The organism is Streptomyces sp. JN8 (genome assembly GCF_055808075.1).
Genome location: NZ_CM147852.1, coordinates 5,981,352 through 5,997,334 on the forward strand (window position 1 = coordinate 5,981,352; position 15,983 = coordinate 5,997,334).

A 15,983-nucleotide genomic window follows, 5' to 3' on the forward strand; every position below is an offset into this window, starting at 1 on the left:
CCCGGGGCCCTACGCGTCGATCGACAGGCGCGAGCGCAGCAGGGCGGCCAGGGACGCCGCGAACTCGACCGGGTCCACCGGAAGGGTGACCGCGGCGTCCGCACGGCTCCAGGTGGCCAGCCAGGCGTCCTGGGGGCGCCCGATGAGCAGCAGCACGGGCGGGCAGTGGAAGACCTCGTCCTTGATCTGCCGGCAGACGCCCATGCCGCCCGCCGGCACCGCCTCGCCGTCCAGGACGCACACGTCGATGCCGCCCTCGTCCAGGCGCTTCAGCACCGCCGGCAGGGTCGCGCACTCCACGAACTCCACCGGGGGGACGTCCGACGCGGGCCTGCGCCCGGCCGCCAGCCGTACCTGCTCGCGGGTGTTCGCGTCGTCGCTGTAGACCAGGACCGTGGCACTCGACTGCATCGTTCCTCCGGCTGGGAAGGCGGGTGGGTCGTCGTCGACCGATGCGCGGATGCTACTCCGGTCCACACCCCGTCAACACCCGTTCAACACCTGTTCGAAGGGTGGCAGGGGGGCCTCGCACTGGGCCGTTCGGGCTGGACACACCCCTCTGACACTCCGAACGGCACCCCCCGGAGTGAGGGCGGGATAAGCGACCGACATAATGTCGGTCGTGGCGACAGTAACGACAGTAGAAACAGGGCACGCGCACCCGTCGGTCAATCGACCGAACCTCACCAGCGTCGGAACCATCATCTGGTTGAGCTCCGAGCTGATGTTCTTCGCGGCCCTCTTCGCGATGTACTTCACCCTGCGATCCGTGATGGGCGCCGAGTACTGGACGGAAAAGGCAGACGCCTTGAACTTCCCGTTCTCGGCGACGAACACCACGATCCTGGTGCTCTCCTCGCTCACCTGCCAGCTCGGCGTCTTCGCCGCCGAGCGGGGCGACGTGAAGAAGCTCCGGTCGTGGTTCATCATCACGTTCGTGATGGGTTCGATCTTCATCGGCGGACAGGTCTTCGAGTACACGGAGCTGGTGAAGCACGAGGGCCTCTCGCTCTCGTCGGACCCGTACGGTTCCGTGTTCTACCTGACCACCGGCTTCCACGGCCTGCACGTGACGGGCGGTCTCATCGCCTTCCTGCTGGTCCTCGGCCGGACGTACGCCGCCAAGAGGTTCACTCACGAGCAGGCAACCGCCGCCATCGTCGTGTCCTACTACTGGCACTTCGTCGATGTCGTCTGGATCGGCCTCTTCGCCACGATCTACATGATCAAGTAGTCGGCGCCGCCGACACGGCGGACCGACACATCCAGCAAGCATCGACGCAGAAGATCCTGACACCGGGGTAATCCGTGAAAAAGCTCTCCGCACGACGACGCCATCCGCTGGCGGCGGTCGTCGTCCTACTTCTCGCGCTGGCGGCCACTGGGGGGCTGTACGCCGCGTTCGCGCCCGCGGGCACGGCGAAGGCCGATGAAACCGCCCAGTCCCTCGCCATCGAGGAGGGCAAGAAGCTCTACACCGTCGGCTGCGCCAGCTGCCACGGAACCGGCGGTCAGGGCACCTCTGACGGCCCCTCCCTCGTCGGCGTCGGCTCGGCCTCCGTCGACTTCCAGGTCGGCACGGGCCGTATGCCGGCCCAGCAGCCGGGCGCCCAGGTCCCGAAGAAGAAGAACATCTACTCGCAGGCTGAGATCGACCAGCTCGCGGCGTACGTCGCTTCTCTCGGTGCCGGCCCGATCACGCCGACCGAGAGCCAGTACAGCCCTGACGGTGCGGACGTCGCCAAGGGTGGCGAGCTGTTCCGCACCAACTGTGCCCAGTGCCACAACTTCACCGGTGAGGGTGGCGCGCTGACCTACGGCAAGTACGCCCCGAACCTCGAAGGCGTGAGCCCGAAGCACCTCTACGAGGCCATGCAGACCGGCCCGCAGAACATGCCTTCCTTCCCGGACACGACGATGCCCGAGAAGGAGAAGAAGGACATCATCGCGTACGTCCAGGCCGTCAACGGCGAGAAGGCCGACAGCCCGGGCGGTCTCTCGCTCGGTGGCCTCGGCCCCGTCTCCGAGGGCCTGTTCGCCTGGGTCTTCGGCCTGGGTGCGCTGATCGCAGTTGCCATCTGGGTCGCGGCCCACACCGCTAAGGCCAAGAAGTCATGAGTAGCCAAGAGATTCCAGAAGAGAACCTGCCGGCAGGGCAGGACACCGCGCACGGCGCGGTGAAGGTCGCCGACGACCCGTTCGCCGACCCGGGCCTCCCGCCCCACAAGCCCCGCATCCAGGACATCGACGAGCGGGCCGCACGCCGGTCCGAGCGTGCCGTGGCGTTCATGTTCACGCTGTCGATGCTGGCCACGATCGGCTTCATCGCCTCGTACGTGATCTTCCCGGTCGACAAGATCGTGTACATCTGGCCCTTCGGCCGGGTGTCCGCGCTCAACTTCGCGCTGGGCTGGACCCTGGGCCTCGCCCTCTTCTTCATCGGCGCGGGCGCGGTCCACTGGGCCCGCACCCTGATGTCCGACGTCGAGATCGCGGACGAGCGTCACCCGATCGCGGCCGACGCCGAGACCAAGGCCAAGGTCATGTCGGACTTCGCGGCCGGTGCCGCCGAGTCGGGCATGGGCCGCCGCAAGCTCATCCGCAACACGATGTTCGGCGCGCTGTCGCTCGTTCCGCTCTCCGGCATCGTCCTGCTGCGTGACATGGGCCCGCTGCCCGAGAAGAAGCTCCGGTCCACCATGTGGGCCAAGGGGCTTCAGCTCATCAACATGAACACGCACGAGCCGCTGCGTCCCGAGGACGTCGCGGTCGGTTCGCTGACCTTCGCGATGCCCGAGGGCCTCTCGGAGCACGACCACCACTTCCAGACCGAGATCGCCAAGGCCGCCCTGATGATCGTCCGGATCCAGCCGGAGGACATCAAGGACAAGCGCGAGCTCGAGTGGTCGCACGAGGGCATCGTCGCGTTCTCGAAGATCTGCACCCACGTGGGCTGCCCGATCTCCCTGTACGAGCAGCAGACGCACCACGTCCTCTGCCCGTGCCACCAGTCCACCTTCGACCTCTCCGACGGCGCCCGCGTCATCTTCGGCCCGGCCGGTCACGCCCTCCCGCAGCTGCGGATCGGCGTGAACGACAAGGGCTTCCTGGAGGCGCTCGGCGACTTCGACGAGCCCGTCGGCCCTGCCTTCTGGGAGCGCGGATGAGCACCGTGACCGATACGAAGAAAGCACCCGCAGGTGAGCGGGTGGCCGACTGGGCCGACGGACGCCTGGGGATCTACACGCTGGCCAAGGCCAACATGCGGAAGATCTTCCCGGACCACTGGTCCTTCATGCTCGGCGAGATCTGCCTCTACAGCTTCCTCATCATCATCCTGACGGGCGTCTATCTGACGATGTTCTTCCACCCGTCGATGAACGAGGTGGAGTACGTCGGACCGTACGTCCCGCTCCAGGGACAGCTGATGTCCGAGGCGTTCAACTCGACGATGCACATCTCGTTCGAGGTCCGCGGTGGTCTGCTCATCCGGCAGATCCACCACTGGGCGGCGCTGATCTTCCTCGCCGGCATGTTCGTGCACATGATGCGCGTGTTCTTCACGGGCGCGTTCCGCAAGCCGCGTGAGATCAACTGGCTGTTCGGCTTCCTGCTGTTCTTCCTGGGCATGTTCACCGGCTTCACCGGTTACTCGCTCCCGGACGACCTGCTCTCCGGCACCGGTGTCCGCTTCATGCAGGGCGCGATCCTGTCCGTCCCGGTCATCGGCACCTACCTGTCGATGTTCCTGTTCGGCGGGGAGTTCCCCGGCGGCGACTTCGTGGCCCGGTTCTACTCGGCCCACGTCCTGCTGCTGCCCGGCATCATGCTCGGCCTCGTGGTCGCCCACCTCATCCTGGTGTTCTTCCACAAGCACACGCAGTTCGCCGGCCCCGGCCGCACGAACAACAACGTCGTGGGCATGCCGCTGCTGCCGGTCTACATGGCCAAGGCCGGAGGCTTCTTCTTCCTGGTCTTCGGCGTCATCGCGATCATCGCGGCGGTCGCCTCGATCAACCCGATCTGGGCCATCGGCCCGTACCGGCCGGACCAGGTGTCCACCGGCGCCCAGCCCGACTGGTACATGGGCTTCGCCGAGGGTCTGATCCGTGTCATGCCGGGCTGGGAGATCAACCTCTGGGGCCACACGCTCGTCCTGGGCGTGATGATCCCGCTGGCGATCTTCCCGGCGGTCCTCGCGGCCATCGCGGTCTACCCGTTCATCGAGTCGTGGATCACCGGCGACAAGCGCGAGCACCACATCGCGCAGCGCCCGCGCAACGCTCCGACGCGCACCGCCTTCGGTGTCGCCTGGATCACCGCGTACATGATCATGCTCGTGGGTGGTGGAAACGACCTCTGGGCGACCCACTTCCACCTGTCGATCAACTCGATCACCTGGTTCGTGCGGATCTTCTTCTTCGTCGGCCCGGTCATCGCGTTCATCGCCACCAAGCGGATCTGCCTCGGCCTCCAGCGCCGCGACAAGGACAAGGTGCTGCACGGACGCGAGTCCGGCATCATCAAGCGCCTGCCGCACGGTGAGTTCGTCGAGATCCACGAGCCGCTCAGCCAGGGCGAGCTGCACCGCCTCACCGCGCACGAGCAGTACGACGCCGCGGAGCTTCCGGCGGGCGTCGACGAGAACGGCGTGGAGCGCAAGATCGGGCGCGTGGAGAAGCTCCGGATCAAGCTCAACAAGGGCTACTACGGCGGCGACAGCCAGGTCGCCAAGCCCACGGTCGAGGAGTACAAGGAGATCCAGAGCGGCCACGGCCACCACTGATCCCGGAACTCCCGACTTCCGACAAGTCGCCACGGTGAGAGCCCCGTCCATTCGATGGACGGGGCTCTTCGCCGTCCCCGCGGGTCGATAGGGTGGAGCCCTAGCCGTCACGTACTGACCAGGAGCTGCCATGAGCGCTGCGACCCCCGCTGGAGGACCTACGTCGGCGGGCCGCTCCTGGCCCGTCCTGCTGAACGGACTCCTCGACGGCAGGGACCTGTCCGCCGACGACACCGCCTGGGCGATGGACCTGATCATGAGCGGCGAGGCCACCGACGCGCAGATCGCCGGCTTCATGGTGGCGCTGCGCGCCAAGGGCGAGACCGTGCAGGAGATCGCCGGTCTCGTACGGACCATGTACGCGCACGCCAACGTGATCGAGGTGCCGGGGCCCGCCGTCGACATCGTCGGCACCGGCGGCGACGGCGCCAAGACGGTGAACATCTCCACGATGGCCTCGATCGTGGTCGCCGGCACGGGGACGAAGGTCGTCAAGCACGGCAACCGCGCCGCGTCCTCCGCCTCCGGCTCCTCCGACGTCCTGGAGAAGCTCGGCATCAACCTCAACCTGACCCCGCAGCGGGTCGCCGAGGTCGCCGAGGAGGCCGGCATCACCATCTGCTTCGCCGTGAAGTTCCACCCGTCGCTGCGGCACGTCGCCGCCGCGCGCGGTCAGCTGGGCATCCGGACCACGTTCAACGTCCTCGGCCCGCTGACCAACCCGGCCCGGGTGCGGGCCCAGGCCGTCGGGGTCGCCGACCCGCGGATGGCGCCCATCGTGGCCGGGGTCCTCGCCGAGCGCGGCAACTCCGCCCTGGTCTTCCGCGGCGACGACGGACTCGACGAGCTGACCACCACCTCCACCTCCCGGGTCTGGGTGGTCCGCGACGGCGCGGTCGCCGAGGAGCGCTTCGACCCGCGGGACGTCGGCATCGACCTGGTGCCCCTGGAGGCGCTGCGCGGCGCCGACGCCTCGTACAACGCCGACGTGGCCCGCCGCCTGCTCGCCGGCGAGACCGGTCCGGTGCGGGACGCCGTGCTGCTCAACGCGGCGGCGGCGCTCACCGCCCTGGAGCCCGGCGCCGGAACGCTGGCGGAGCGGCTGGCCGCGGGCATCGCGCGGGCGGCCGCGTCCATCGACTCCGGCGCGGCCCTCCGGTCCCTGGAGCGCTGGGTCGCCGCCAGCAACGCCTGACGGCGTTCCCCCTGACCCCGGTCCACCATGCGGACCGGGGTCTTGCGCTTCGGCGATCATGTGGCAGGATGCTCTACAGGTCACGAGTGACAGCGTTTTGGCCCCGGCTTGCTGTCCGGCAACCCTCCGTCCGTGGCGGGGTGCCCCGGGTGATGACCAGGCCGTAGGCAGCGAGGTCTACGGCAAGCGCGGACCCCTCGAACACCAGGGGTCCTGGTCTCTCGAGGAGCTTTTTCCGTGAGCAAGCGAATGCGATAGGGCGAGTACGCCCCTTCTTCACCCTCGGATCGTCGGATCAGGGTCACTTCTCCGTACCCCGTGCACCGCGGGCTTCCCCCGTGCACCCGTGTCCTCCGAGGCAACACCCCGTACCCCGCCGTGTCCGGCCGCGTACGGGTCCACCGAAGCCATTCCGCACCGCCCGCCGGGAGATACCGCCATGTCCGCACGCCCTGACGCCACCGCCGCCACCCTCGTCGAGACCGCGCCCGCCGTGACCGCCGCCGAGGCCGCCGACCCCTGCTGCGCCGCCCCGCTGCCCGTGCTCGGCCGGGACGTCACCGTCCCCCTCGTCACCGGCGGCGAGGTGACCTACGCGGCGCTCGACTACGCGGCCAGCGCGCCCGCCCTCCAGCGGGTCTGGGACGACGTCGCGGCCTACGCCCCCTACTACGGCAGCGTCCACCGCGGCGCGGGCTACCTCTCCCAGCTCTCCACCGACCTCTTCGAGAACAGCCGCGCCACCGTCGCCGAGTTCCTCGACTGCCGCCCCGGCGACCAGGTCGTCTTCACCCGTTCCACCACCGACTCGCTGAACCTGCTGGCCGCCACCCTCCCGGCCGACTGCCAGGTCTTCGTCTTCGAGACCGAGCACCACGCCTCGCTGCTGCCCTGGAGGGACGCCCGCGTCACCTACCTCAACGCGCCGCGCACCCCCGGGCAGGCCGTCGCCACCCTGGAGCGGGCGCTCGCCGACCGCGACCCCTACGGCCCCGCCCTGGTCTGCGTGACCGGCGCCTCCAACGTCACCGGCGAGCTGTGGCCGGTGAAGGAGCTCGCCGCCGCCGCGCACGCCCACGGCGCCCGGATCGTGCTCGACGCCGCCCAGCTGGCCCCGCACCACCCGGTCTCCGTCCAGGACCTCGACGTGGACTGGATCGCCTTCTCCGGGCACAAGCTGTACGCGCCCTTCGGCTCCGGCGTCCTCGCGGGCCGCGCCGACTGGCTCCAGGACTCCGAGCCCTACCTCGCGGGCGGCGGCGCCTCCCGCAAGGTGGCCCGCCGGGCCGACGGCGGTGTGGACGTGGAGTGGCACACCACCGCGGCCCGGCACGAGGCGGGCTCCCCGAACGTCATCGGCGTCTACTCCATCGCCTCCGCCTGCAAGGCCCTCACCGAGGCCGGCTTCGACCAGCTCGTCGCCCGCGAGCGCCACCTGATCGCGAAGGTCCGGGCGGGCCTGGCCGAGGTGCCCGAGGTCAGGGTGCTCTCGCTGTTCGGCGACGACGCCCCGCGCGTCGGCGTCATCTCCTTCGTCGTGGAGGGCTGGAACAGCTCGCACTTCGCCGCCGCGCTCTCCGCCGAGTACGGCATCGGCGTCCGCGACGGCCTCTTCTGCGCCCACCCGCTGGTCCGCACGCTGCTCGGCAGCGACCCGCAGGACCCGGGCGAGTGCGGCGCCCCCGAGGCCGCACCGGGGGAGAGGTCCCTCAACGCCATCCGGGTGAGCTTCGGAGCCGGCACCCCGGACGAGCACGTGGAGCGGTTCGTCGGCGCCGTGAAGGAGCTCGTCCGCGACGGCGCGCAGTGGAAGTACCGCACCGAGGACGGCCGCTGCGTCCCGGACCGCGGCTGAGCACTCACTCGTACGGGTGAAGGGGGCCTCCCCGGCGGGAGGCCCCCTTCACCCGTGCCCCGGACCTGTCTCAGGACTCCAGACCGATGGCGAAGGCCGCCTCCAGGTCGTGCTGGGAGTAGGTGCGGAAGGCGACGTGCGTGTCGGTGGCCTCGACGCCCGGGATCTTGCTGATGTTGCCGGGGATCACGTCGGCGAGGTCGTCGTGGCGCGGGACGCGGACCATGGCGATCAGGTCGTAGGTGCCGGTCACCGAGAAGACCTCGCTGACGCTGTCGAGCGCGGCGATCGACTCGGCGATCTCGGGGATGCGGTCCACGCTGGTCTTGATGAGCACGATCGCGGTGATCACGGCTGGCTTTCTCCCTCGGTCGCCGCGGTTGGGGCTTTCACTCTATCCCCACCCCGGTAGCGCCCCCAGGCGTACAGGAAGCCGACGGAGAAGCCCACCACATGGGCCAGATAGGCGACGCCGGGACCGGATCCGGCGGCCCGCGCGGCCAGCCACTGGAGCACGAACCAGAAGATCAGCACGATCCAGGCGGGGAAGCGCAGCGGCAGGAAGAAGAGGAAGGGGAAGAGACTGGTGACCCGGGAGCGCGGGAAGAGGAAGAGAAAGGCCCCGAGCACCCCGGAGATCGCCCCGGAGGCCCCGACCAGGGTCTGCTCGCTGCTCGCGTGCGCCACCGCGTACCCGACGAGGGCGAGGTAGCCCGTGCCCAGGTAGAACAGGGCGAACTCGACGGGACCCATGCGCTCCTCGGCCATCGCCCCGAAGACGTACAGGAACAGCATGTTTCCCAGCAGGTGGAGCCAGCTGCCGTGGACGAACAGCGCGGTGAGCGGGGTGAGCAGGGCGCGGGGCTCGCCGCTCATCAGCTCGGCGGGGACGACGCCCCAGCGCCGGAAGTACTCGCCCTGCGCCGCGAGGAGCTCGTCCCCCGTGCCGTACACCGGATCGAGCCCGGAGACCGGGCCGATCACGAAGAGCAGGCAGCAGGCGGCGATCAGTCCGTACGTCACCGTGGGCCCGCTGCGGAGGCCCCGCCAGGACCCCTGGACACCGCGGACCGCACCTCGCCAGTCGATCATGGACAGATCATGGCGTACCGGGGCCGAACTGGACAGAGTGCCTCGCCGTGCCCCCGCGTACCGGCGAGGCCGTAGGGTAACGGGCAGTACGACCGCAGTTCGACGGCGCACCGCGGCTCCCGCACCTGGTACCCCGCAACAGGAAGAAGGACGGCACGATGACGACGGTTCCCCTGCCGACCGACGAGACCCGCTGGCGCTGCACTCTCTGCGGCAACCTGACCCGCTTCGACGTGACGCGATCCTCCAAGGTCGTCGAGTACGTCCATCTGGACCTCGCGGGAGAGCCGACGGTCGAGGAGCGGCAGGTGGTCAGTGAGACCATCGAGTCGGTCCGCTGCCGCTGGTGCAACGCGGTGGACCAGATCGAACTGGTGGACAGGCCGGGCGCCGCCTCCTGAGGGACGGCGCGGACGACATAGGGGTGACGGATCGTGGAGCAGCCCGCGCACGGTGGAGAGCCGGCCGGCGCGGCAGGTGACGCTGCCGAGACGCTCGACCACCCACTGCCGGAAGGCGTACGGCGGCGGGTCGTCGCGCTGGTCGCCGACGCCTTCGGCGGCCTGACCGTCGCCGAGCTGCCCGCCCCCCTGAGGCAGTACGCCCGGTTCACCGCGAGCCGGCGCGCCAAGTTCGCCGGGAACGCCATGGCGGCCGCCCTGGAGAGCGATCCGCTGTTCCGGCAGCGGATCGGCGAGCGCTTCCGGCAGGGTCAGCCCGAACTGGCCGGAGCGGTCGAGACCGGCACCCCGCCCGCCGCCGCCGACCCCGTCGACGTGGCGGCCGCGGCCTACGTCCTGCGTCCGCCCGGTTGGGTCAAGCTGGTGGCGGCCGCGGGCGAGGAGGCCCAGCGCGTCGACGCCGAGCGTGCCGACGAGGCGGGCCGCCGGGAACTGGAGCGGCTCCGCGAGGAGCTCGACGCCGCCCGGGACCGGGCGCGCGGCGAGACCGAGCAGCTGCGCCACGACCTGGAGGCGGCCCGGAAGGAAGCGGAATCGCTTCACCGCAAGCTGCGCAGCGCCCAGAGCGACGTGAAGCGCGGTGAGGCGGCGCTGCGGCGCGTCCAGGGCGAGATCGACGCGGCGAAGGCGGAGTCGGCGGCCCAGGTGTCCGCCGCGGAGAGCGAGACCCGGCGGCTCAAGGCCCGGCTGGGCGAGGTCGAGGCCGCCCTGGAGGCCAGCCGCAGGTCGGCCCGCGAGGGGCGCTCGGTCGAGGACATGCGGCTGCGGCTGCTGCTCGACACCGTGCTCGACGCAGCCCAGGGGCTGCGCCGCGAACTCGCCCTGCCTCCCGTCTCGGTGCACCCGGCGGACACCGTGGACGCGGTGGAGCCGGGCCGGATGTCGCCGAAGGACATCGCGGCCCGTGCGCTCTCCGAGACCGACCCGGCGCTGCTCGACCAGCTCCTCGCGCTGCCGCAGGCGCATCTGGTCGTCGACGGCTACAACGTCACCAAGACCGGTTATCCCACCATGCCGTTGGAGAAGCAGCGGCTGCGGCTGCTCGGCAGCCTGTCGGCCCTCGCGGCCCGTTCGGGCGCCGAGGTCACCTGCGTCTTCGACGGGGCGGAACTGGCGGCCCCGGTGCTCCTCGCGCCGCCGCGCGGGGTGCGGGTGCTCTTCTCCAAGCCCGGTGTGACCGCCGACGAGTTGATCCGTCAGCTGGTGCGTGCGGAACCGCCGGGCCGGCCGGTCGTGGTGGTCTCCACCGACCGTGAGGTGGCCGACGGGGTGGCGAAGGCCGGTGCCCGGCCCGTGGCGTCCGCCTTGTTGCTGAAGCGGCTTTCGCGGCTCTCCTGACGCGTCGCCACAGTTGGCAACTCTTGGGTGCTATGCCCGAATTCTGGAGGGCGCACCGTCAAGTGCCCATCACTGCCTGTGCGGTCTGTGTAAATTAAGTGGCCGGTGAGGGATATTTTTGCCGGTGGGATTTGAACTGATCACAAGTTGGTCACTAGGGTCGGGGCTCGAACCTTCGCGCGGTTGATCACCCATCCGGGGTGGCGGCGGAGGAACCGCCTGCCCCTTACCGGTTGGGCGGCTCTGAGGAAGAAGGAGCTCGCCTTCGTGGCGTCCCACCGTCGACCCAAGCAGCCGAGCCGCATGCGCGTGACCGTTCTCACCGCGACCGCGGCCGCCGCCGTAGCGCTCACCGCCCAGACCGGTGCCCAGGCGGCCCCCGCCAAGCCCAAGATCGACGAGGTCAAGTCGAAGGTCGACAAGCTGCACCACGAGGCCGAGGAGGCCACGGAGCAGTACAACCTCGCCGAGGAGCGCCGCGGCAAGCTGCAGGACGAGATCGGCAACCTCCAGGACAAGGTGGCCCGCGGCCAGCAGGAGCTCAACACCCTGCGCGACCAGATCGGTTCGGTCGCCAGCGCCCAGTACCGCTCCGGCGGCATCGACCCGGCGCTCCAGCTCTTCCTCTCCGCCGACCCGGACACCTACCTCGACAAGGCGTCCGCGATCGACCAGCTGAGCGCCCAGCAGGCCGACGTGCTCACCTCGATCCAGGCCAAGCAGCGCACGCTCGCCCAGCAGCGGGCCGAGGCCACCACGAAGCTGGCCGACCTCGACGACGTCCGCAAGACGCTCGGCGAGAAGAAGAAGAAGTACCAGGGCAAGCTGGCCGAGGCGCAGAAGCTCCTCAACACCCTGACCGCCGCCGAGAAGGCCAAGCTGGCCGAGGAGGAGCGGCAGAAGGAGCAGCGCGCCAGCCGCGCCGCCGGCGAGCGCCTCGACCTCGGCAACGAGGTCCCCGCGAGCGGTCTCGGCGCCGCAGCGCTCAGCGCCGCCGCCACCCAGGTCGGCAAGCCGTACGTCTCCGGCGCCGAGGGCCCCAACGCCTACGACTGCTCCGGTCTGACCCAGTGGGCCTACGGCAAGGCCGGCGTCGGTCTCACCCGCACCACGTACACCCAGCAGAACGACGGCGTGAAGATCGGCCGCAGCCAGCTCAAGCCGGGCGACCTGGTCTTCTTCAACGGCCTGTCGCACGTGGGTCTGTACGCGGGCAACAACACGATCCTCCACGCGCCCAAGCCGGGTGCCAGCGTCCGCTACGAGTCCATGAACTACATGGGCACGTTCCAGTTCGGCGTCCGCATCGGCGGCTGATCCGCCCGACGCGACCCGCGCAGCAGTACCGCCCAATCGGGTGGTTCGCCGCGACGCGAGCTGACCTGACGCCCCGCCGGTGACCTTGTGATCTCCGGCGGGGCGTCATTTTGTGTGCCCGGCGCCTTCGTTGGACGGGGACTGATCAACGGCTACTGTCTGCCGCGCCAGTCTGCGTCGAGCCGAACGGAGCGCGAGTCGTGGTGTCCCACCGCCGACCCGCCAGGGTCACCGTCCTCACCGCCGCCGCGGCCACCGCGGCGGCGACCCTCGGGGCCGTCCCCGCGAGCGCCGACCCGGGGGCCGGATCCGCGGCCACCCGTGCCACGGTGGACCGCCTCTTCGAGGAGGCCGAGAAGGCCACCGAGGGCTACAACCGGGCGGACGAGAAGACGGACGCGCTGCGCCGCACGGTCTCCCAGGCCCAGGACGGCCTCGCCCGGGGCCAGGAGCGCATCAACCGCATGCGGGGCGCGCTCGGATCGGTCGCCGGCGCCCAGTACCGCTCCGGCGGCATCGATCCCGCCCTCGCGCTGCTGCTCTCCTCCGACCCGGACACCTACCTCGACCGGGCCTCCGCGCTCGACCGGATCACGGCCCGGCAGGGCGCCGCGCTCGGCGAGCTCCGGCGGGAGCAGCGCCGGCTCGACCAGAAGCGGTCCGAGGCCCGGACGACCCTGGCCGAGCTGGAGCGCAGCCGGGCCGAGGTCGCCCGCCACAAGCGCGTCGTCGAGGGGAAGCTCGCCGAGGCCCGCCGGGTCCTCGCGAGCCTCACCGCCGAGGAGCGTGCCGACTTCGACCGGGCCTCCCGCTCCGGCGGGCGCGCGGAGGAGCTGCCCCCGACGGCCGAGGCGGCGCCCGGCTCCTCGCGGGCCGCCGCGGCGGTGCTCGCCGCCCGCAGCGCGGTCGGCAAGCCGTACGTGTGGGGTGCGACCGGCCCCTCCGCCTTCGACTGCTCCGGTCTGATGGTCTGGTCGTACGGGAAGGCCGGGATCAGCCTGCCGCGGACCTCCTCGGCGCAGCGGTACGCGGGCCGACAGGTGCCGCTCTCGCAGGCGCAGCCCGGCGACCTCGTCACGTACCGCGGCGACGCCAGCCACGTGGGTATCTACGCCGGGAACGGCCAGGTCATCCACGCCCCCTACCCGGGCGCCGCGGTCCGCTACGACCCGGTGAACATGATGTCCCACGTGACGGTGACCCGGGTCTGAGCCGGCCGGGGACGGGCCGGGCCACGGTCCGGCCGGGACCGGGAGCGATCCGCGCCGATCCGACCGTACGATCGGAGGCGTGTCGGGTCAGGGGTGTGGAGCGCGCAGGCCGGCGACGGCCTGCCTGGCGGTCCTGCTCCTCCTGCTCGCGGGGCTCGTCGGCTGCGGCGCGAGCCCCGGCCGGCCCGCCGACACCGCCGAACGCGAGTTCCAGGCGCTCCTCGACCGGCACGCCAGGGCGCTCCTCGACCGCGACCAGCCCGGATACCTGGCCGACGTCGACGCCTCGTACGCCCCGACGGCCCTCGCCGTCTTCCGGCGGCTCGCGACGGTCCCCGTCGACGGCTGGAGCTACCGGGTCACCGGGGTCGACCGCACGGCGGCCGGCCGTGCCACCGTGCGCGCCGAGCTCGGCCACCGGCTGGCCGGCCACGACCGGCGGCCCCTGGCCGGCGCCCGGGTCCTCGACCTGACCGAGCGGGCCGGACGCTGGTACGTGACCGGCGACCGTCCGGCCCCCGGCGCCCCGCGGCAGCTCTGGGAGCAGGGCGACGTGACGACCGTCCGGGGCGCCCGCTCGCTCGTCCTCGGCGTCGGCCAGAAGCCCGAGCGGCTCCGCGAGATCGCCGCCGCGGCGGACCGGGCCGTCCCCGCCGTCTCCGCCGCCTGGCCCGCGGAGTGGGCCCGCGACGTGGTGGTCCTGGTCCCCGGGTCGCTGACCGGGATGGGGGAGCTCCTGGGGGCGCCGGGGAGCTCCTACCGGGGCATCGCCGCCGTCACCACGGGGGAGACCCGGGGCGGCGCGGACGCGCCCGCGGACCGGGTGATCGTGAACCCGGAGGCGTACGGGGTGCTGGGGGAGTTCGGCCGGCAGCTGGTCCTCACCCACGAGACCGTCCACGTCGCCACCCGCTCGGCCACCACCCCGTCCACCCCGGTCTGGCTCTCCGAGGGCTTCGCCGACTGGGTCGCCTACCGGGACGCCGGCCGCACGGCCGCGCAGGCCGCCCCCGAGCTGCTGCGCGCGGTCCGGGCCGGCGAGCTGCCCGCCCGGCTCCCGGAGGACCCCGACTTCGCCTTCGGCGCGGACGCGGAGGCGCTGGCCAGGGCGTACGAGGGCGGCTGGCTGGCCTGCGCGCTGATCGCCGACCGCTGGGGCGCAGCGGAGCTGCGGGACTTCTACCGCGCCGTGGGCGCGCGCCCCGGCCGGGAGGGCGCGGTGGAGAAGGCCCTCCGGGACGTGCTGGACACCACTCCCGAGGAGTTCACCGCGGAGTGGCGGCGTTACCTCGCGGAGCGGCTGGGCTGAGGGCCGCCGCGGGCGGCCCCGACCGGCCTACCGGGTGGGCTTCCCGTCCGGGGCCAGCCGGAGCAGGGTGATCCCGTCCCGGGTCTCCACGACCCGGTAGCCGGGGACGTGCGGGTCGGCCGTCTCCAGCTCCCGGCCGGTCGCGCACTCCGGGTCGGAGGTGTCGGCGGCGTCGTAGATCAGCCATTCGGGGCGCTCCCTCGGCGGGAAGGAGCGGGGGAAGAGGCACACCTCGCTCACGGCCGCCCGGTCGGCGAGCTGGGCGGCCAGCCGGTTCGACGCCGCCACCGTCGCGCCGTCGGGGATCCGCTCCAGGAGCGCGTCCGAGGCCCTGACGTAGGCGGAGTCGCTCCACGTCCGCGGCAGGACGACCTCGTGCAGGGGGTGGGTGAAGAAGGTGACGGCCGTGGCCACCGCGCCCACGACGCAGGCGGGCACGACCCGGCGCGCGGTCACGCCGCCGGCGACCGCGTGGACGGCGGCGGCGAAGGCGACGGGCATGAGGACCGCGCTGTAGTGGAACTCCATCCCCCAGTAGAACGGGTTCGAGCCGGTGAAGCGCCAGGCCAGCGTCGGCAGTGCCACCAGCAGGATCGGCGACCGCAGGGCCAGGAAGCCGGTCGGGGCGACGATCATGAGGAGGGTCAGCCACTTGATCGGGGGCCAGAGGGCTCCGGCGGTCTCCGCCAGCAACCCGACCTCCTCCGCGGTCTCGGGCGGCAGATAGGCGAACTGCCCGAGCGGGTTGAAGTACGGGAGGATCACCGCCATCTCCAGCGCCGTCGCACCGGCCCCGAAGGCGGCGACGGCGAGCCCCGCCACCCGCGGCCCCTTCCACGCCACATAGAGGCCGATCGCCGCGACGGTGAGCCCCAGGTCCTCCTTGACCAGCACCAGCGGCAGCGACCAGAGGGCGGCGGCGTGCCAGTTCCCCCGGCCCGCCGCGCAGAGCGAGAGGGACAGCAGCGGGACCGCGAAGGCGACTTCGTGGAAGTCGAAGAAGATGAGTGCCGCTATTCCCCAGGAGACGCCGTACGAGATGCCGGCCCAATAGGCGAAATTCCGTCCCCGGACCTCGTTCGCCCATTTCATCAGGGGGACGACGGAGAATGCGACGAGGGCGGCCTGGCAGACCAGCAGCGTATAGCTGGACGGGAATACCCGGTAGACCGGGGCGAGCAGGGCGAGAATCGGGTGGAAATGGTCCCCGAGCGTGTTGTAGTCGGGCCCCTTGAGATTCGAGTACGGGGCGGACAGCTCGGCGTAGGACCGTACGATCTGGGTGAAGATGCCCAGGTCGTAACCCGTCGTCAGGTTCGCCGCGTGACGGCGCACGGACAGTAGGAGATACAACAGGAAGAAAGCGCCGGAAACCAGGGTCAGAGATTTCCAGGATATTCCCGCAGGGGCTTTCGGTAC

The 15,983-nt window shown here is 71.1% G+C and carries 15 protein-coding genes and 1 riboswitch; of the genes, 11 read left to right on the top strand and 4 right to left on the bottom strand.

Features of this window, described 5'->3' with window-relative positions:
* Positions 1 to 9: 9 nt before the first annotated feature.
* Entirely contained in the window at positions 10 to 411 is a 402-nt protein-coding gene (locus tag ACY0MR_RS26340) for a DNA-binding transcriptional response regulator (protein WP_392207136.1), read from the bottom strand.
* 202 nt (positions 412 to 613) lie between these two features.
* Between ACY0MR_RS26340 and ctaE the strand changes: the two genes are divergently transcribed.
* The 6 genes from ctaE (at position 614) to ACY0MR_RS26370 (ending at position 7,836) form a co-directional block, all read left to right on the top strand.
* On the top strand, positions 614 to 1,234 hold the full coding sequence (gene ctaE, locus ACY0MR_RS26345; RefSeq protein ID WP_030314378.1) for an aa3-type cytochrome oxidase subunit III: 621 nt from the start codon (positions 614 to 616) through the stop codon (positions 1,232 to 1,234).
* Positions 1,235 to 1,308: 74 nt separating this feature from the next.
* A complete protein-coding gene (qcrC, locus tag ACY0MR_RS26350; protein WP_388802124.1) occupies positions 1,309 to 2,118 on the top strand; it encodes a cytochrome bc1 complex diheme cytochrome c subunit in 810 nt (269 codons plus the stop codon).
* Positions 2,115 to 3,167 (top strand): cytochrome bc1 complex Rieske iron-sulfur subunit, encoded by a 1,053-nt coding sequence (gene qcrA / locus ACY0MR_RS26355; RefSeq protein ID WP_361847925.1) that lies wholly within the window; start codon positions 2,115 to 2,117, stop codon positions 3,165 to 3,167. Before qcrC ends, qcrA begins: the two co-directional genes overlap by 4 nt.
* Complete coding sequence (gene qcrB / locus ACY0MR_RS26360; protein WP_361847922.1) at positions 3,164 to 4,786, top strand: cytochrome bc1 complex cytochrome b subunit; 1,623 nt, start codon at positions 3,164 to 3,166, stop codon at positions 4,784 to 4,786. The genes qcrA and qcrB overlap by 4 nt, the downstream gene beginning before the upstream one ends.
* Before the next feature lie 130 nt (positions 4,787 to 4,916).
* The gene (trpD, locus tag ACY0MR_RS26365) at positions 4,917 to 5,981 is read left to right on the top strand and encodes an anthranilate phosphoribosyltransferase (RefSeq protein ID WP_361847919.1); all 1,065 of its coding nucleotides are present in this window, start codon (positions 4,917 to 4,919) and stop codon (positions 5,979 to 5,981) included.
* A gap of 78 nt (positions 5,982 to 6,059) precedes the next feature.
* A riboswitch (SAM riboswitch) is annotated at positions 6,060 to 6,176 on the top strand.
* Between the two features lie 244 nt (positions 6,177 to 6,420).
* Positions 6,421 to 7,836, top strand: a complete 1,416-nt coding sequence (locus tag ACY0MR_RS26370; RefSeq protein WP_473555743.1) for an aminotransferase class V-fold PLP-dependent enzyme — start codon at positions 6,421 to 6,423, stop codon at positions 7,834 to 7,836.
* A gap of 70 nt (positions 7,837 to 7,906) precedes the next feature.
* Here ACY0MR_RS26370 and ACY0MR_RS26375 read toward each other — a convergent pair whose 3' ends face one another.
* Positions 7,907 to 8,188, bottom strand: a complete 282-nt coding sequence (locus ACY0MR_RS26375) for an Lrp/AsnC family transcriptional regulator (RefSeq protein ID WP_148004451.1) — start codon at positions 8,186 to 8,188, stop codon at positions 7,907 to 7,909.
* Positions 8,185 to 8,928, bottom strand: coding sequence for a rhomboid family intramembrane serine protease (locus ACY0MR_RS26380; RefSeq protein ID WP_361847912.1), 744 nt, complete (start codon positions 8,926 to 8,928; stop codon positions 8,185 to 8,187). Before ACY0MR_RS26380 ends, ACY0MR_RS26375 begins: the two co-directional genes overlap by 4 nt.
* 158 nt (positions 8,929 to 9,086) lie before the next feature.
* Between ACY0MR_RS26380 and ACY0MR_RS26385 the strand changes: the two genes are divergently transcribed.
* From ACY0MR_RS26385 to ACY0MR_RS26405, 5 genes are all read left to right on the top strand, one after another.
* The gene (locus ACY0MR_RS26385) at positions 9,087 to 9,329 is read left to right on the top strand and encodes a hypothetical protein (RefSeq protein WP_309049699.1); all 243 of its coding nucleotides are present in this window, start codon (positions 9,087 to 9,089) and stop codon (positions 9,327 to 9,329) included.
* A 33-nt stretch (positions 9,330 to 9,362) separates the two neighbouring features.
* Positions 9,363 to 10,727 (top strand): NYN domain-containing protein, encoded by a 1,365-nt coding sequence (locus ACY0MR_RS26390; protein WP_361847909.1) that lies wholly within the window; start codon positions 9,363 to 9,365, stop codon positions 10,725 to 10,727.
* Between the two features lie 267 nt (positions 10,728 to 10,994).
* A complete protein-coding gene (locus ACY0MR_RS26395) occupies positions 10,995 to 12,044 on the top strand; it encodes a C40 family peptidase (protein ID WP_361847906.1) in 1,050 nt (349 codons plus the stop codon).
* 200 nt (positions 12,045 to 12,244) lie between these two features.
* Positions 12,245 to 13,255: a C40 family peptidase gene (locus ACY0MR_RS26400; RefSeq protein WP_388802135.1), complete on the top strand. Its 1,011-nt coding sequence runs from the start codon at positions 12,245 to 12,247 to the stop codon at positions 13,253 to 13,255.
* Positions 13,256 to 13,334: 79 nt separating this feature from the next.
* Positions 13,335 to 14,564 (top strand): hypothetical protein, encoded by a 1,230-nt coding sequence (locus ACY0MR_RS26405; RefSeq protein ID WP_473555749.1) that lies wholly within the window; start codon positions 13,335 to 13,337, stop codon positions 14,562 to 14,564.
* 27 nt (positions 14,565 to 14,591) lie between these two features.
* Here the strand turns inward: ACY0MR_RS26405 and ACY0MR_RS26410 are convergent, their stop codons facing one another.
* On the bottom strand, positions 14,592 to 15,899 hold the full coding sequence (locus ACY0MR_RS26410; protein WP_473555751.1) for a DUF2079 domain-containing protein: 1,308 nt from the start codon (positions 15,897 to 15,899) through the stop codon (positions 14,592 to 14,594).
* Positions 15,900 to 15,983 lie beyond the last annotated feature (84 nt).